Below are 15,639 nucleotides of genomic sequence, written 5' to 3' on the forward strand. Positions count from 1 at the left end.
GACGAAAACAATTGCCGGGATCGGGCCAGAATAAAAAATGGCTACGATTGCTCGTAACCATTTTTCAGCCTGCATTTTACTGCAAGTTGCGCCCAACGTTCATATTCGCCGCCGTTTCGACACTTATTCCTTGCGCTGGCGGCGCCGGCGCAGCAATACAAACAGCGCGATCAACAGCAAGATTCCCACGATGCCGCCCGGCAGCATGAACGGTTGTGCCCGAGCCAGCACGGGTTTCTCGCCGCCGCTGCGCGCCTGCGCCACATACGCGGGCGTGACGGACACATCCGGGTTGCCATACTGCTTCAGCACGTAATTGGCGATAGCGGCGATCTGCTCGTCCGTCAAGGGTTGCACATACGAACGCTGGTCGAAACGGGGCATGAATGCTTCATGCTCTTCCCCTTCGATCTTGCGCTCGACGCCAAACAAGATGGCCGAGACCAGATTGGCCGGCGTGCTGCCGCCCGTCGCCGTATTGTTGAACAGGGCGGGATAGGCCTGGCCCGTGCTGCCGGCGCCGCTGGCCGAATGGCAGCTGGCGCAGTAGCCGGAAAACAGGATCGCGCCGCTGTTGAGCGAATGGCGCTCCGTGGAACTGGCCATGCCGCGCAGCAGCGGCTCTTCACTGGCGGCGCTGCCATGGCTGAAGGCAGCTTGCGTCTGCCCCGGCGCGCGCACGGGCGGCACCGTGCGCAGCCAGGCCACGATGGCGGCCACGTCGTCGTCGCGCAAAAACTGCAGGCTGTTCTGGATGGCTTCGGCCATGCCGCCCGCCGCCTGCCCCTTGCCTTCCACGTGGCCCGTCTTCAGGTAAGCCGTGAGTTCCGCATCCGTCCACGCGCCGATACCGCTGACCTTGTCGGACGTGATGTTCGGCGCATGCCAGGAACCGAGCGACGCGCCCGCCAGGGTCTGGCTGCCGATTTCCGCCATCAGCGCGTTGCGCGGCGTATGGCAGGCGCTGCAGTGCGCCAGGCCTTCGGCCAGGTAGGCGCCCCGGTTGATCTGCGCGCTTTTCGTGGGGTCCGGCACGAAACGTTTATTGTCCAGGAACAAAGTATTCCAGCCCAGCATCGACAGGCGCACATTGAACGGGAATGGCAAGGCCGTCTGGCGCGCCGGCGCGTCGACAGGTTGAACGGCCTGCATGAAGTAGTAATACAGGTCGCCCACGTCCGCATCCGTCAGCTGCGCATAGCTGGTGTAGGGCATGGCCGGATACAGATGGCTGCCATCGGCGCGCACGCCTTCGCGCAGCGCGCGCGCAAAGTCGGCTTCCGTGTAGAGGCCGATTCCGCCTTGTTTCGACGGCGTGATATTCGTCGCGTAGATCGTGCCCAGGGGCGAATCGATGGCGTAGCCCCCCGCATACGGCTTGCCGCCCGCTGCCGTATGGCAAGCCATGCAGTCGGCCGCGATGGCCAGGTAGCGGCCCTGCTCGAGGCGCGCATCGGGCTTGGCGGCCACGGGCGCGGCCGGGCGGTCCGGCGTCAGCGTGACGGGCGGCGCCGAGGCAGGCACGGCAGCGATGGCGCCGCCGGCCAGCAAGGCCAGGCCGAGAGCGAAGGACAGGCGGCGCATCATGCTGCCTCCCTTGCCAGGGTGCGGGCGATGTCGTCGGCCGCGCGCAAACCGAGCGCGGCCATGCTGAGGGTGGTGTTGACGACGCTGGCCGACGGCATGGCGCCGCCGCCGGGCAGCCACAGGTTGGCGTGATCGTGGGCGCGGCAATTGCCGTCGACCACGGAATCGGCGCGATTGGAACCCATGATGACGCCGCCCATGATGTGGTTATTCGCGTTCAGGCTGTCGGTGATATGGAATTCCACGGCGCCGAACAGCTTGCCGATGTGCTCGAGCTGCGCATGCGCGGCCTTCGCGCCATCGCGCACATAGTCGCCCACGTCATAGTAGATGTCCGGGCAGGCCAGGCCCAGCGGGTCCTTGCGCGTCTTGCTCAAGGTCAAACGGTTGTGCGCCTCCGGCAGCGGCTCCAGGCTGATCGACAGGTCTACGCCGAACGCGGCGCGGCGGCGGATTTCATCGTCGAGGTCCTTGCCCACCAGGCCCAGCTTCAAGGATTGCTGGGTAGCAGGTCCAACGCGGGTGATATTGTTCAAGATCATCTTGTTGGCCGAATACTGCGCGCGGAAGGCGCCGTCGCGCGGACCCACCAGGCAGCTGCTCTGCGCGGGGCCGCGGCCCGTCCAGATCGGTTCATTGGCGAGGAAAGTACAGTGGAAACCCGAGTGGTCCATCATGTTGCGGCCCACCTGGTCGGAACTGTTGGCGATGCCGTTCGGATTGTTCTGGTTCGCCGCCAGCAGCAGCAAACGGGGCGTTTCGATGCCATTGCAGGCAATCACGAAGGCCTTGCCGGTCGCCATGTGCGACTGTTTCTTCGCGTCATACCAGTGCACGGCCGTCACGCGGTTGTTCTGGTCCGTGTCGATGCGGTAGACGACGGCCTCGGCCAGCACGCCCGCGCCCTTCAGCTCGGCCCGCTCCACGTGGTGGATGCCGTTGTACATGGCGCCGATGGGGCAGATCGGCTGGCAATTGTTATTGCCGCAGCAAGTCGGGCGTCCCTGCCATGGGCGCGTCGAGCGGCCTTGCGGAATCGGCACGGAACGGTAGCCGTGCGGGTTGACCACTTCGGCAAAGCGCTTGTCGCCATAGCCCCAGGGCACCATGTCCATCGGATACGGCGCGCTGCGCTCGCTGGGCGACTGCAGCGCCGGGTCGTTGGGGCCGGCCACGCCCATTTCCTGCTCGGCGCGGCAATAGTACGGTTCCAGCTCATCGTAGGAGATGGCCCAGTCGCGCCCTACCCCGTAATCGCTTTTCATGCGCATGTCGGACGGCAAATGGCGCCAGCACGACGCGGCCCAGTGCCAGGTCGTGCCGCCCACCGTGCGCAGATAGCCCTGCTGGAAACTGCTGCCGCTGGGGCCGGACAATTCCACATAGTTGTTTTTTGGAAAATACAGCGGCGCGGGCGCGTTGTCCGCCTGCGGATACAGGCCCTGGAAATCGGAACCGACGCGGTTCTCGAACGGCATGTTGCGCCAGTTTTCCACGGCTTGGCCCCGCTCGATGCGCAAGCCCGCTTCCAGCATGATCACGGAGTGACCCTGTGCGGCCAACTGGTCGGCCATCATGGCGCCGACGACGCCGGTCCCGACGATGACGACATCGGCGACGACGTCGCCATTACTCTTGAATTGGGGTGATTTCATTTTGCTTGCTTGCCTTTGGTTTCGGGAGTGCCGGTGGTGGCCGGGGCCGGTACGGGTTTTGGCGCCACGGGCGCGGACACGCCCACGGCGGGCGGCGCCTTCAGCCACCACAGGGGGCCGTAATTGCAGTAGGTCGGCACGACCTGGCCATCGGCCACCGTGCGGTACATCAACGCTTCCGCATACGCGACGACGATGGACTTCGTGCCCTGCGCGGGATGGCCGGCGACAGTGCCCGTGTACCAGGCGGCAACGATGGCCAGCGCCAGCTCGCGCAGACCCGCATCGGCGGCGCTGGCGGCCGCCAGCAGGGCCTTGGCTTCCTGGCCCGTGACGAGCAGCGCGCCCAGCTGCGGCAAGCGGTCGGCGAAGCCGGGCACGTTGGTGCGCATGGCTTGCTCGATGCGCGCCGCCGTCGCGGCGGACAGGTCGCGGTGCCCCGTGATCGTTTGCGACAAGGTGTAGAACAGCATGGTGGCGGGCGCCAGGCCGGTGGCCGGAGCGCTGGCCGGCGCCTGCATGGCGGCGGACAGGGGATTGCTCCAGAAACCGGCCTGCGCCAGCAGGGCAGCCAGGCCGATCAGGGCGTGGCGGCGGCTGATGCGGGGAAGGGATGAAACGGATGTTGCAGATGGTTCAGTGCCTGGATGGTTCATGAGACTCCCGCAAGACTTGTTATTTTATTGACTTCGATGATTGCGCTACATTGCATTTGCGCATAGATGGAACCGGTTCCATATTATCCTACAGAAGTAAATAGTCTGCCAATGTAGTACTACTACTGAGACACTGCCCTGGGCAATTCCGGCATGGATTCAGGCATTCTGCGCAGGCAAAACGCCAGTCCCGGCTGGCTGCCCAGGCGGTAATGGAAGTCGAGCACGCTGCCGCCGGCCAGGCTGGGCTTGCCGGGCAAGGCCAGGGGCAGGTTCAGGCTGCACTCATGGTCGCCCAGGACGATGTCGCCATGCACGCGGATGCGCGTCAGCAATCGCGGCGCCTGTTCCAGCACGTCGGGCAGGCGGATGCTGGCGGCCGGCAAGCTGTCGCCCCCTTCGTCCTGCCAGGCGCGCAAGGCGTCCGCATCGAGGGTAAACACGCGGCCCCAGTCGGTGCACGGCGCATCCGGCGCGCGCCGGTCCAGGCCCAGGTGCACGGTGACGGCCGCCGGCAGCAGCGTTGCCGCGGGCGCTTGCGCATGCAGATTGCGCAGGATGGCCACCTGCGGCTCCTTGCCCAGCGCGGTATTCATGGTTTCGCTGACGATGACGTCCGGCATGCCGCCGGCAGGAATGCGGCAGGCGGCCGCGTCGGCGCAAAGGTACTCGGCGACGTGGCTGTCCAGGCCCAGAACTGCGATCAGGTCGCGCGCATACGCCAGCGTCTCGGCATGCACGTCGAGGATGGAAAACTGCACCAACTGCGCATCCAGCACGGCCATCACCGGCAAGGCCAGCAGGGCGAACGGGCCGCAACCCGCGTACAACACCCGCACGGGCTGCCCGCCGCTCACGTCCAGGCGCTCGCTCACGGCCTGCGCCAGGCCCTGGATGAAGGCGGCGCTGCGGTACGGCTCGCGCGCGCACAGTCCCGCCTGCACGGGCGAGATGGCCCAGCCGCTGGGCAGAAAACTTTCGCCATCGCGCAAGCCGTCCTGCCGGTCCATGGACAGGCGAGAATGGCGCTCGACGAGCTGGCGCAGCTGCACCGTTTCGCCGACCAGGCTGGCCAGGGAGCGCTGCGGATCGCACAGCGCGGCCGCAATGGCGGCCAGTTCCGCGCGCGCCGGATTCACGCGCGACTCCACGGGCAAGGCGGGATAAAGACAGAATGCATGGCGGCCTCCTTGAAATGATTGCAAGTACGCGGAAAAATTGGCAGCATAGCAAATAAATACATGCCTGCTCATTTGCCGCCATCGCAACCACCTACCGGAGCACCGATGCACGCCTTGCCGCTTTCCGCCCTCGCCAGCCTGCCCGCCCCCTACCAGTTGCGCGTCCAGCGCGACGACGACGAAGGCTTTGCCGCCGCGCTGTACGGCTCCACGCGCGACGACTTGCGCCAGATGCCGGCCGCGCCCGCCGTCATCGAACAGCTGATCGCCATGCAGCAGCGCATGCAAAGCCACGGCTATCGCCAGACGTATCCGCACGCCGTGTACCTGGTGCTGCAGCACGGCGACACGCCCATCGGCCGCCTGATCCTGGAGCGCCGGAATCAGGTGCTGCACCTGGTCGACATCGCCATCCTGCCCGCCGCGCAAGGCCAGGGCGCCGGCAGCGCCGTGCTGCGCGGCCTGCAGGCGCAAGCTGCTGCGGAGCAATGGCAGATCCACCTTGCCGTCAACAAGGGCAACGCCGCCGCGCGCGCACTGTACCAGCGGCTGGGCTTTCGCCTGCGCGGGGAAAACGAGGTGCAGGAGCAACTGGAATGGAGCGCGCCATAGTGCCGGCGCAACATACCCCCAGCACCTGGCTGCAACTGCCGCTGCGCTTCGACGTGGCGCGCATGCAGGGTGACAGCGACCAGTTCGCCGCCGGCGAGTGGATCAGCCATTTCAACACGGGCGCCTATGACACGGGCTGGAGCTGCATACCGCTGCGCTCGCCCGGCGGAGCAGCCGGCGATATCATGCCCGTCAACGGCCCCGCCTATGCCGCCACGCCGCAACTGGCACGCTGCCCCTGCCTGCGCGAGGTGCTTGCCAGCTTCGCATGCGAGCTTCACGCCGCGCGCCTGATGGCGCTGGCGCCGGGCACCCTCATCCGCGAGCACCGCGACGCCGGCATGTCGCTGGCCGATGGCCTCGTCCGCATCCATATCCCCATCCGCACCTCGCCGCAGGTGCTGTTTACCATCGATGGCGAGACCGTCCACTTCACGGCCGGGCACGCCTGGTACATGGATGCCAGCTGCCTGCACGCGGTGCACAACCGGGGCACGACGCCGCGCATCCACCTCGTGCTCGACTGCATCGGCAATGCCTGGCTCGAAGCGCTGTTCGCCTCGGCCGGCTTCGTGCCGAAAGCGCCCCACAGGTATGGCGACCCCAGCATCAACGATGGCAATGTGCGGGCCGTCATCGCCCAGTTGCGGCTATCGCCCTCGCCCGCCAGCCTGGCGCTGGCCAGCGCGCTGGCTGCCCTGGCCGACGGGAACGCGCCGTGAGCGCCGCGCCAGGCCTGGCCCAGCAGGAACGCTTGCTGGCCAGGGGCGAGACGGTGCCGTGGCACGAGGGCATGGACCTGCGCGGCTGGTATCCGCTGTACGTGGAGCGGGGCGAAACATGGGCGGACGCCGCCATGTGCTGGCGCGAGCTGGGAAAAACACCCTTCAGCGACGCCTTCTTTGTCAATACCCTGGCGCGCCAGCCGCACGGGGAGCGCCGCGTCTGCCGCACGCCGCTGGCGGCGCTGGCGACGCTCGGCGATTGCCTGGCACCCGACGCCTTCATCTTCCACGTCTCGCGCTGCGGCTCAACCCTGCTGAGCCAGCTGTTGGCGTCCTTGCCGCAATGCATCGTCATGTCCGAGCCGCCCGTCATCGACTCGCTGCTGCGCCTGCATCACGACAGCGCCGACCCGGCGGCCGGCATCGCCCTGCTGCGCCAGGCCATCCTGGCCCTGGGCCAGCGCCGCTCCTTTGCTGAGACGCACTTCTTCATCAAGTTCGACTGCTGGCACATCCACAGCCTGGACTTGCTGCGGCAAGCGTTTCCCGGCACGCCCTGCCTGTTCGTCTACCGCGAACCGCTGGCCGTGCTGGCCTCGCACCAGCGCCAGCGCGGCCCGCAGATGGTGCCCGGCATGCTGCACCCGGCACAGCTGCCGCTGCCCGCACACCAGCTGGCGCCGGGCGATCTTGATGGCTATACGGGCCTCGTGCTGGCCAGCCTGTTCGACGCCGCCCGGTCCCATGCAGCGGCAGGACAGTTGCAATTAATTAACTACAGTCAATTGCCCGACATCCTCTTCAGCGATGTATTGCCCCGCTTCGGCATCGCCCCTACAGCGGCGCAGTTGCAAGCGATGCGCGCGCAAGGCGGCGTGCATGCGAAGTACGGCACGGCTTACCACGGCGATCCGCCCGCGCCCGCAGCAAGCGGCCTGGCCGCCATCGCCGCACAATTGCAAGCCGCTTATCTGGCGCTGGAAGCGTCGCGGCTGCATGCCGGGCAAGGTCAATGATTTTCATAAAAACAACTTTTTAACGAGGAGACATGTCGACGTACCCGCTGGAAACCATGCGATAAATTAGCTGTTCAACTGCGGCGCAGAATGCGCCGGTGCAAGCAACCTGAAACCGACCCTGACACCATGATAAAAAAAATGACATTGGCAGTGCTCTTGACCGCCCTGATTCCCTTCTACGCATGCAAGGCGCAAACCACTGCGGCAGCGACACCCGCTTCCGCGGAAGTCACCACCACCCTGACACCCGATATTGGCGGCATCAAGCAAGTGGTGGAAATCAAGACGGACGACGCGAACAAGCCCGTGCTGCTGTTTTTATCCGGCGGCCCGGGAAGCTCCATGATCAAGGGGGCGGATGCCTTTACGAATCTCCTGAAAAGCAGATTTACGATTGTGCAATGGGACCAGCGGGATGCCGGAAAAACCTTGAAACTGAATCCCTCCCCCACGCAGCCGTCCGTCGGGCAGATGGAGCAGGACACGTATCAAGTCATCCAATTTCTGCGCAAGGAGTTAAAGCAGGACAAAATATACTTGCTGGGCAGTTCCTGGGGCAACGTCCTGGGCTTTGATATCGTCAAGCGTCACCCGGAACTGCTGCATGCCTATTTCGCGTCGAATCCTGTCGTGAGCCAGCTGGAAAGCGAGAAAGAATTGCTGCAAGCCTTGAAAGTGCACTTCAAGGACAATGCCGTCGCCAGCCAGGAGCTGAACAGCATCAGTTTTCCGTTTGCAAGTGACGAAAGCATGTTTTATTTACGGAAATGGCTTTTTTACAAGGATGGCAAGGCATTTGCGACGAGCGAAGGTTTCAAGACGGGTTTTCTGCAATGGTCAAAGACCTGGTCGCCCGTCTGGAACGAGGTCATGAACATTGATTTGCCCAAGACCTTGAAGAGCGTTGACTGCCCCGTGTATTTCTTCGTCGGCAAAAACGATATCCAGACCTCGACCAGGATCACGCAAGCGTATTTCGACACCTTGAAGGCGCCAAGGAAGGGCTTGTTCTTCTTCGAGCATTCCGGCCATCAGATACACCAGGATGAACCGGTGCAATTTCAAGAAGCCATCATCAAGACCTTGGATGCGACTGCCAAGCCCTGATCCGACGCCCCATGACATGACGCCCTTTTCGGGGGCCGACAGGCTGGCCGACACACTGCCGGCCTAGTCGCCGGCAATGCTCGCCGCAGCCTTGCGGATCAGCGACGCCACCGCGTGGGCTTGCGAAATGTAAATGGCATGGCTGCCGGCAACTTCGACCACCGTCGAGCCCGCCCGTTCCGACATCTGGCGCTGCATCGCCGGCGCAATCATCTGGTCCCCGGTCGCGACCAGGTACCAGCTGGGCTTGCTCCTCCACGCTGGCGCGCTGACCACGCCCGTCAAGGCAGCCATCCCCCAGGGCACTTGCGATGCCGCCATGAAGTTGGCCTTGTGCCTGGGCACATCGGCGGCGAAGGCGGCCGCAAACTTTTTCTGGTCGAGCAGCAGGAAGCCATCGTGCGGCGGCAAGATCGGCGGCACCGGCGCGCCAGGCGGGGCATTCTTCAGCAAGGAATCGACAGACTCCCCTTGGTCCGGCACAAACGCCGCGATGTAGACCAATGCCTTGACCCTGGGATCGTTCCCCGCTTGCGTGACCACGGCGCCCCCATACGAATGACCGACCAGGACCACGGGACCCGGTACTGCGGCGATGACCCGGCCCGTCGCGGCCACGTCGTCCGCCAGCGATAGCGTTGGGTTTTGCACAATGGCAACGTGACAGCCTTCGTCACGCAGTGCCCGGTAAACGCCTTCCCAGCCGGACCCGTCGACAAAACCACCATGCACGAGCACGATCGTCGCCGGTCCGGCGCGTGCGATGTCATCCATGTCAGCCCCTCCCGGAAATTGCAAGCGATGACAGAGCCGCCAACGCCTTGTCTCTTCCAGCATAGCGCCAGATGCCTGGCGGTCCATGCGGTGGATCAAGAGCAGGCGACACGGGCGTCTGCGCCAGCCCAGAAATGCAAAAAGCCCAACCGGTGAAGGCTGGGCTTTCTGCTACTGCGTGTTCTGGCTCCCCGACCTGGACTCGAACCAGGGACCTGCGGATTAACAGTTGTACGTTGAGGCCTTAGGATGGAATTGACGTCATCCCAATCTCAATAAAATCAAGCAGTTGCGCGAAATCTACCGCATTCAAACGCACCTGCTCGAACCCGTCCGCGAGCCTCCGCGCTATCATTTGCGCTATCAAAAGGAGACCTGTGGACTAGTCTGATTATAGGCTTGGGCGAACCCAAATGACAAGACACGTTCTACTTCAGATGGCAGAACCGACATTCCCCGTTACTTATTTACAAACCTCAACTCTCAAGGCTTCGCCCCTCTTGTACTCAAGGACAATGATGCGTCTATCGCCCAACTCCCCTACAAAGTCTTGTAGAACTAATCAGACGCAGTCCGCAAGCAGAAAGAACAACTTTCCAGTCACCCAATATTTTGAACTGGTTCAGGTTGAGCGCAACGGTTGAATCAGCTTGTCCCCCCACTCGATAAGTTCGTATTTAACGTTCGAGGTCGCTTCATTAAAGACACTATCAGACTCATCGAACGAGGCGGCGACGATACTTTGTAGGCCCGATTCCGCCGCCAGAAGCTGAAGGAGGGAATGCTGACTCTCAACCCGCATTGAATGTTGGCCCGGCTCATCGAACAGCAAAATACCGAGATGGTTGCCATTCACTTCCTTACTAGCTGACGTCTGGTAGATGGCGAGCAAGTAGCTCCAAATGAGGCGAACGAAGTCACTTGCGCTTGAATCTGCCTTGATATCCGTTTTTTTCTTATTAATCTCCCGAAGTTCAAGCTGACCTAGCACTGGCGTAAGTGTGTCTCGACTAATCTCGATATCGCGGATTGGCGCACTTTCGTAGCCAAACGAGCCGGCATTTGAGCGGAACCACTTCTCGAACATGTTGATTTTTAACTGGTCTGTCTCCGCGTAGCGCTCCTTTGGAAGCACCGCTCGCAGCTTCTGGTTTTCCCCTAGTTGAAGTGCGAGGTCGCAAAAAAGGGGAAGGCGGTCCCGTATGAGCTGGTCAACATCTGCTATCCTATCGACCTGGGTCTCTAGCTGCACCTGCCGTCTAATCATCGCCTTGGATTGCACAGCACCGGTGCTAACGTCCCCGCGGAGCGCCTTCAAATGGTCACTCTTAGCTGCCAAACGGCGTCCTAATTCCGCGGAAATTCGCTCCGACTGCTCAATATCTGTCTTGAAGCCAGCGATTTGTCGCTCCAGCATTGAACACTGATTTTTAAGGTAAGCGATATTCTCATCGAGGCTCATGACGGGGCCAGTAATGGTGCCACCAAGTAGGGTTTCCGATATGTCTTGGAGGCAAGTTGGACACCGGTCCTCGGCGAGCTCTAGTGAGTAATCTCCGCCAAGGCCCTTCAGCTTCTGCGCAGTACGATTTCGCGCTAAGGACTCCCGGTTTTCCAAAAGCAGCTCCTCATATTCCCTGTGAGACGCTCGTTTCAGAGTTAGTTGAGTAATGCTCTGTTCGTGCAAGAAGTTTAGCTCTCGAAGCTCAGTAGCCAATGTTTCAAGGTCAATTACTGCCTCATCGCTGGTGACTTTCGAATAGTTGTCAATTTTCTCGTCCAACGCGCGATATTCATCACGTAGCTGTGTGCGATATTGAGGAAGAGTGAGCTGACGGTCACCCGACTTCCTGAACAGATTAACCGCGTCCATATTGAAGGACGAGTCTGGGTGTCCAGGCAGGCCGATGACAACAAAACCTTCACCGGACGCGGCCCGGGAAACCTCACTGGCGTATTTCGTCCAATTTTCGTGAATTTTTACGGACTCGCTGTTCAGCCTGTTTTTCAATGCGTCAGTGTCGAACACGTCCAGGCCCAACAAGTATTCGACGACCTTGGTACGAACTTCCCGTATACCGTAGAACGGAATAGTAGCGATATAGTCGGTCCAACCTCGTTTTTGCTCGACCGCGTGCGCCGCTACGATAGTTTGTAAATAGAGCTTCGCTTCACCGCCGGACGACGTGGGGACGGTCGGCAGGCGCAAACCCAAGAACTTCTCCATGAACCGGTGGAATCCCTCATCCTTTTGCGCTGCACCAGCGTCATGGATGTAGGTCGGTTTAGAATTTTCGAAGGATGCGTCGCCAGTAAGGCATTTTCCCTCGAACACTTCAATGAGTTTGGGCTGACGGTCAGGGTGTTTGATAGCGCGTCGCAGGGTTACGACCTGGTCCATATCATTCTCGATTTCAGCGAACACTTCGGACGTTAGCACGTCTTGGCGGTTACCTTCATACAGGAAATGGTCACGCACGCCGTAGGGTAGTACGTTTTCATCACGGCCACCTACGAGTTCCTCCATACCAAGAGAATATAGAATCGTGTTGAATAACGTGCTCTTGCCAGCCGAGTTCCGCCCCCGTACAACCGTTAGCTGGCGCCCGAACTTGAAATTGAATCCGTAGTTCCCTGCTGCTGTAGAAATATGCAACTTAACAGCATTGATTTTCATACATCTCCCCACTTGTTCGACACGGCTGAGACCATCCCTTCAGTGAGAGATTTACCTAGCGCGGTCAAAAAACGCCGCTCGTTCTCAAGGTTCTCGGTGTCCTTGCAAATACTATGCGCAAATTTATCTCCGAGGTCTGTGATTTTGTAGCCAGTTGCTGTTTGCTCTATCAATTTTTCAGCTTCAGCAAACCGTAATGCGATTGCCACCACAGGGTCAAAGCCCCAAGCGGCGATATTTAATTCTCCGTTCTTTACTGCGTCAATTAAGCGCGTTCTTCTTGGCGCGGTCTTCAACGCCCAGTTGAGGAGCTGAAGTCGCGGCAACGAAGACTTACCGCCGCGGGATGCCAGTGCAAGTATCAGGAGAATTTGGGCAATTTTGTAGAGCGGCCGGTGCTCAGGAAACACTGGTGCCGCGCGCCTAACAAATCGCAGTGTTTTTTTATACTCACTCATAATCTAGCTGGCATATTGCAAGCCATCGAGCGACGATATGCCTCGCTACTTGGCTGGCGTTAGTCTGATTAAATTCGGGTTGTAGGTCGTGCACAATCCTTGAAATCAAACCATTGGTAACGCTGGCAGTGAGTTCATCGGCTGAACCGCACCACACAATTGTTTTCTCTCGCACGTCATTTTCGAATTCGTTTATGAGTGCGATAAGGCGAGCATGAAGCAGCGGCGCACTTTTCTCGATGTTGTGAAGGAAATTGTCTGCTTCGATGAAGCTTTTGGACGTGCTGCCAACGAGACTATCCAGTAACCGGCCGTATGCAACGGACCCGCTTTTCGGTTCTAGCCGCGCAATGCTCTTACGCCTCAGGTTTGCTTCATATTCTTCTGGCGGCCCAGTCAGGTTATCGAGTTTCGGTGGCGTCGAGAAAAAGTCTAATGCCTGCCCTTGTGTCGATTGAATTTGCCTGATTTCTATCATGTAGTGTTCAACGTCATGTAGGAGAATTCGAAAATCGTCGTCTACATGGGGTAACTTTGCCGCTTTCACTTCCCGTTCTTTTTTCCGTGCATGCCGCAAAAGGGCGTTTGAAGCCAATTCTGGGGTAACGAATATCCAGTTCTTGATTTTGACTGGCCCCAGAATGTCCTCGAGGTCTTTCTTATTGTCCTGAAACTTGTTAATGTCGGTGGTAATTTTGTCACGTTGCTTTTCGTACAGCTCGGTACGGGTATACTGCTTCTCAGGGCAGTAACATTGGAACCCATACCCGGTAATCGAAGTATAGCCCTCCAATCCGTAGTCGCCCGGACTCACTGGAATATGCTGATAGCCATCAACACCATACTTCCTCTTGAACACCAACTGGCAAAGGTTCTCCCAGCTGGTCCCATTGAAGACCCCGAACGCAGTTGCAAACATATTTACTTTGGTTATTTTTCGTTACACGAGAGACTACACATTATTTAACATCCACGCAACTTTTTCACCATTCATAAAACGCCACCTACTGCGGCATGAACTCACATCCAATGTCAATGCGGCATCTTAAGGGAAGCTGACCCGTTTTTTGTTCCCAAACAGCCCTGTGCACCCGGTTTCAAAAAATTGTTCACTTATTCGGTGGTAGAAAATGAGCGCGAGCCCCGCTATAGTTTCTTCTAACCCTAACCAATATGGAAGGGCCTACCGACAACTCCAGGGAGAACCTTCATGACAAAATCAGGCTTAAAACCAATCACAAGCAAGAACAGCCGCACAAACCCCAACCAGCAGGCTAAACCCGTAATTGCACAAGGCACACATACACCCGCCCCGCGGTCGGCACCAAAAGCTCAGCAACCCGCGCCTGCTGTGAAGCAACCGGTAGCCCCTAAGCGCTCGACCCCATGGACGGTCGAGGCGGCAAGCCGGGTTTATCGCGCCAGCGCTATGGAGAATGGCGGACAAGTGCCGAAGGGGTCATTCGCTGCCGAAGCGATGTCCAAGGCTACCAAAGGCACATCACCGTCCAAGGCCCGCACAAGATGACCCATACTCCACGCTACGGATACGCCTCGGTCGAATCACTGGTATTTGCATTCGTCAAGGCCAGCTATTTGATTCCCAAGGACCATTCTGCCTACACCGACATTCGTCAACTGGCAGAGGGTAAGAGGCGCTTTTTTTCTTCACTTGAGCAATCACAGGGCGAAAAAAAATCTAATGCGAAAGACCTGCCTGCCCTGGCGATAGTGTTGGAAACTGAACTGGCTCAAGAATGGGCTACACCTGACATCGCCAAAGAGGTCGCAAGGCGGCTAGCTAGCTACATCACGTCATATCTGGAAAATTTTGTCCGCGCGATTTCGGCAGCCAATATACCAACCCGTCGGGTCCAAAAAATCCTACGTCCGACATTGTTCGCACAACAAATCGCGGTCGACCTTAGCTGGCTGGAACAGAAATGGGGTATAGGACTCCTCCCCCGGCTTCTACCCAAAGAAGCAGACCACGCGCGCGTTGCACCGATTTCAGTGGCTCTTTGCTGGCTTCGCAAGCTCGAAGGACAGTCTGCTGCTGAGGCAGCGCGCAAAGCGGGCCTGCCACCAGAAGAGTGTGTTGATAAAATGAACCGCTGGGAAACGGGAAGGCAGAAGACACGCAGAGATTCGTTTGCACTCATAAAGCAACTCTATCGTATGAATGAAGAGCCGAGGTATAGGCTCTGGTTCTGGATTGCGCTGGTGCTCGATGCGGCCGGCTCCGCTTTTCGGCAGGAAATTGCGGCATGTCTTGGTCGTGGATTCGACCTGAACTCGGCGCAGCATCCATTCATCATGCTATCCAACAGTTGCATCATCAAGACGGGCACACCAGAGGCCTTCCTGATATTGGACAAACTCCTATGCCGCCAATCTACAACCAGAGCACCGGACGACCACAGCAAGGCGATGGCCGCCTTGGAGGAGCTGCGCAAATTCGTCGCTGAACACAACGGTATTGCTGAATTCCACATCCATGCCATGGAGGCCCGAATTGCAGTCTTTTCAGGCGAACCGGCCAAGGCAAAGAAGTGCTATGAACGCGCGGTAGCCCTGTCGCGCTACGCTGAACCGATTTCGGCAGAACGGATACTGCGAGAGTTCGCAGCATTATGTGCTCACGAGTCGTATGCAATTCCACTAAAGAATGCGACCGACACGCAGTGGCTTTTCGGACTGCACCCGGTACAAATCAGGCGAATGCCACTTGAGGGTGATGAGACGCCGGCCACTGCGACCGATACCAAGCGTGTCTTCGACTATTTCCGCTATTTCCCGCCGCAGTTGTTTTTTTCAAGAGCCATAGCATCTCAAGATTTAGCATCGGAGGCACGCTAGGGCGTTTAAAAGTGTCGGGAGGAAAGCAGCGTATTTTCCTGGCTCGCTATATGAGATACCCCTGCCCCCACCGGCCATCTCAATGCCCCAACACAAACTCATCTACGAACTCCATCTGCCCGCAGCCACGCCCTCCAACAATGCTATCAAGGGCATGCATTTCCATGCCTACAAAAAATTGCGCAATAGCTGGCGCGCCAGTGTGTTGGCGGCGATTGGGGGCCAGTTGCCCGCGGCACCGATTGCCAGAAGTGCGCTGGAGATAGAGCGATACTGCGCTGGAAGTTTGGACTGGGATAACGCGTACGGTGGGTTAAAGCCCTTGCTGG

At 59.5% G+C, this 15,639-nt stretch carries 13 protein-coding genes; 5 read left to right on the forward strand and 8 right to left on the reverse strand.

Annotation, left to right across the window (positions count from 1 at the left end; translation table 11 throughout):
* Positions 1 to 123: 123 nt before the first annotated feature.
* From O0881_RS08275 to O0881_RS08290, 4 genes are all read right to left on the reverse strand, one after another.
* Positions 124 to 1,587 (reverse strand): c-type cytochrome, encoded by a 1,464-nt coding sequence (locus tag O0881_RS08275; RefSeq protein WP_289910847.1) that lies wholly within the window; start codon positions 1,585 to 1,587, stop codon positions 124 to 126.
* A complete protein-coding gene (locus O0881_RS08280; RefSeq protein ID WP_289910848.1) occupies positions 1,584 to 3,242 on the reverse strand; it encodes a GMC family oxidoreductase in 1,659 nt (552 codons plus the stop codon). The genes O0881_RS08275 and O0881_RS08280 overlap by 4 nt, the downstream gene beginning before the upstream one ends.
* Positions 3,239 to 3,898 (reverse strand): sugar dehydrogenase complex small subunit, encoded by a 660-nt coding sequence (locus O0881_RS08285; protein WP_289910849.1) that lies wholly within the window; start codon positions 3,896 to 3,898, stop codon positions 3,239 to 3,241. The genes O0881_RS08280 and O0881_RS08285 overlap by 4 nt, the downstream gene beginning before the upstream one ends.
* 122 nt (positions 3,899 to 4,020) lie before the next feature.
* On the reverse strand, positions 4,021 to 5,037 hold the full coding sequence (locus O0881_RS08290; RefSeq protein WP_289910850.1) for a hypothetical protein: 1,017 nt from the start codon (positions 5,035 to 5,037) through the stop codon (positions 4,021 to 4,023).
* 147 nt (positions 5,038 to 5,184) lie between these two features.
* On the opposite strand from O0881_RS08290, the gene O0881_RS08295 reads away from it, so the two are divergent.
* From O0881_RS08295 to O0881_RS08310, 4 genes are all read left to right on the forward strand, one after another.
* Positions 5,185 to 5,691 (forward strand): GNAT family N-acetyltransferase, encoded by a 507-nt coding sequence (locus O0881_RS08295; RefSeq protein WP_289910851.1) that lies wholly within the window; start codon positions 5,185 to 5,187, stop codon positions 5,689 to 5,691.
* Positions 5,676 to 6,413, forward strand: coding sequence for an aspartyl/asparaginyl beta-hydroxylase domain-containing protein (locus O0881_RS08300; RefSeq protein WP_289910852.1), 738 nt, complete (start codon positions 5,676 to 5,678; stop codon positions 6,411 to 6,413). Before O0881_RS08295 ends, O0881_RS08300 begins: the two co-directional genes overlap by 16 nt.
* Positions 6,410 to 7,432, forward strand: coding sequence for a hypothetical protein (locus O0881_RS08305; RefSeq protein WP_289910853.1), 1,023 nt, complete (start codon positions 6,410 to 6,412; stop codon positions 7,430 to 7,432). Before O0881_RS08300 ends, O0881_RS08305 begins: the two co-directional genes overlap by 4 nt.
* A 141-nt stretch (positions 7,433 to 7,573) precedes the next feature.
* Entirely contained in the window at positions 7,574 to 8,542 is a 969-nt protein-coding gene (locus O0881_RS08310; RefSeq protein WP_099667104.1) for an alpha/beta hydrolase, read from the forward strand.
* A gap of 63 nt (positions 8,543 to 8,605) precedes the next feature.
* Here the strand turns inward: O0881_RS08310 and O0881_RS08315 are convergent, their stop codons facing one another.
* From O0881_RS08315 to O0881_RS08330, 4 genes are all read right to left on the reverse strand, one after another.
* Positions 8,606 to 9,316, reverse strand: coding sequence for an alpha/beta hydrolase (locus O0881_RS08315; RefSeq protein WP_289910854.1), 711 nt, complete (start codon positions 9,314 to 9,316; stop codon positions 8,606 to 8,608).
* Positions 9,317 to 9,938: 622 nt separating this feature from the next.
* Positions 9,939 to 11,993, reverse strand: coding sequence for a hypothetical protein (locus O0881_RS08320; protein ID WP_289910855.1), 2,055 nt, complete (start codon positions 11,991 to 11,993; stop codon positions 9,939 to 9,941).
* The gene (locus tag O0881_RS08325) at positions 11,990 to 12,451 is read right to left on the reverse strand and encodes a hypothetical protein (RefSeq protein ID WP_100427832.1); all 462 of its coding nucleotides are present in this window, start codon (positions 12,449 to 12,451) and stop codon (positions 11,990 to 11,992) included. The genes O0881_RS08320 and O0881_RS08325 overlap by 4 nt, the downstream gene beginning before the upstream one ends.
* Complete coding sequence (locus tag O0881_RS08330; protein ID WP_289910858.1) at positions 12,444 to 13,370, reverse strand: hypothetical protein; 927 nt, start codon at positions 13,368 to 13,370, stop codon at positions 12,444 to 12,446. The genes O0881_RS08325 and O0881_RS08330 overlap by 8 nt, the downstream gene beginning before the upstream one ends.
* Before the next feature lie 467 nt (positions 13,371 to 13,837).
* On the opposite strand from O0881_RS08330, the gene O0881_RS08335 reads away from it, so the two are divergent.
* The gene (locus tag O0881_RS08335) at positions 13,838 to 15,310 is read left to right on the forward strand and encodes a hypothetical protein (protein WP_289910859.1); all 1,473 of its coding nucleotides are present in this window, start codon (positions 13,838 to 13,840) and stop codon (positions 15,308 to 15,310) included.
* Positions 15,311 to 15,639: the final 329 nt, after the last annotated feature.

Source organism: Janthinobacterium sp. SUN100, assembly GCF_030397705.1.
Lineage (GTDB): Bacteria > Pseudomonadota > Gammaproteobacteria > Burkholderiales > Burkholderiaceae_D > Janthinobacterium > Janthinobacterium kumbetense.

Bases quoted from the DNA above. Each gene is read 5' to 3' on its own strand.
- O0881_RS08275 (WP_289910847.1), bottom strand. From the start codon at position 1,587: ATGATGCGCCGCCTGTCCTTCGCTCTCGGCCTGGCCTTGCTGGCCGGC.
- O0881_RS08280 (WP_289910848.1), bottom strand. From the start codon at position 3,242: ATGAAATCACCCCAATTCAAGAGTAATGGCGACGTCGTCGCCGATGTC.
- O0881_RS08285 (WP_289910849.1), bottom strand. From the start codon at position 3,898: ATGAACCATCCAGGCACTGAACCATCTGCAACATCCGTTTCATCCCTT.
- O0881_RS08295 (WP_289910851.1), top strand. From the start codon at position 5,185: ATGCACGCCTTGCCGCTTTCCGCCCTCGCCAGCCTGCCCGCCCCCTAC.
- O0881_RS08300 (WP_289910852.1), top strand. From the start codon at position 5,676: ATGGAGCGCGCCATAGTGCCGGCGCAACATACCCCCAGCACCTGGCTG.
- O0881_RS08310 (WP_099667104.1), top strand. From the start codon at position 7,574: ATGACATTGGCAGTGCTCTTGACCGCCCTGATTCCCTTCTACGCATGC.
- O0881_RS08315 (WP_289910854.1), bottom strand. From the start codon at position 9,316: ATGGATGACATCGCACGCGCCGGACCGGCGACGATCGTGCTCGTGCAT.
- O0881_RS08320 (WP_289910855.1), bottom strand. From the start codon at position 11,993: ATGAAAATCAATGCTGTTAAGTTGCATATTTCTACAGCAGCAGGGAAC.
- O0881_RS08325 (WP_100427832.1), bottom strand. From the start codon at position 12,451: ATGAGTGAGTATAAAAAAACACTGCGATTTGTTAGGCGCGCGGCACCA.
- O0881_RS08330 (WP_289910858.1), bottom strand. From the start codon at position 13,370: ATGTTTGCAACTGCGTTCGGGGTCTTCAATGGGACCAGCTGGGAGAAC.
- O0881_RS08335 (WP_289910859.1), top strand. From the start codon at position 13,838: ATGGACGGTCGAGGCGGCAAGCCGGGTTTATCGCGCCAGCGCTATGGA.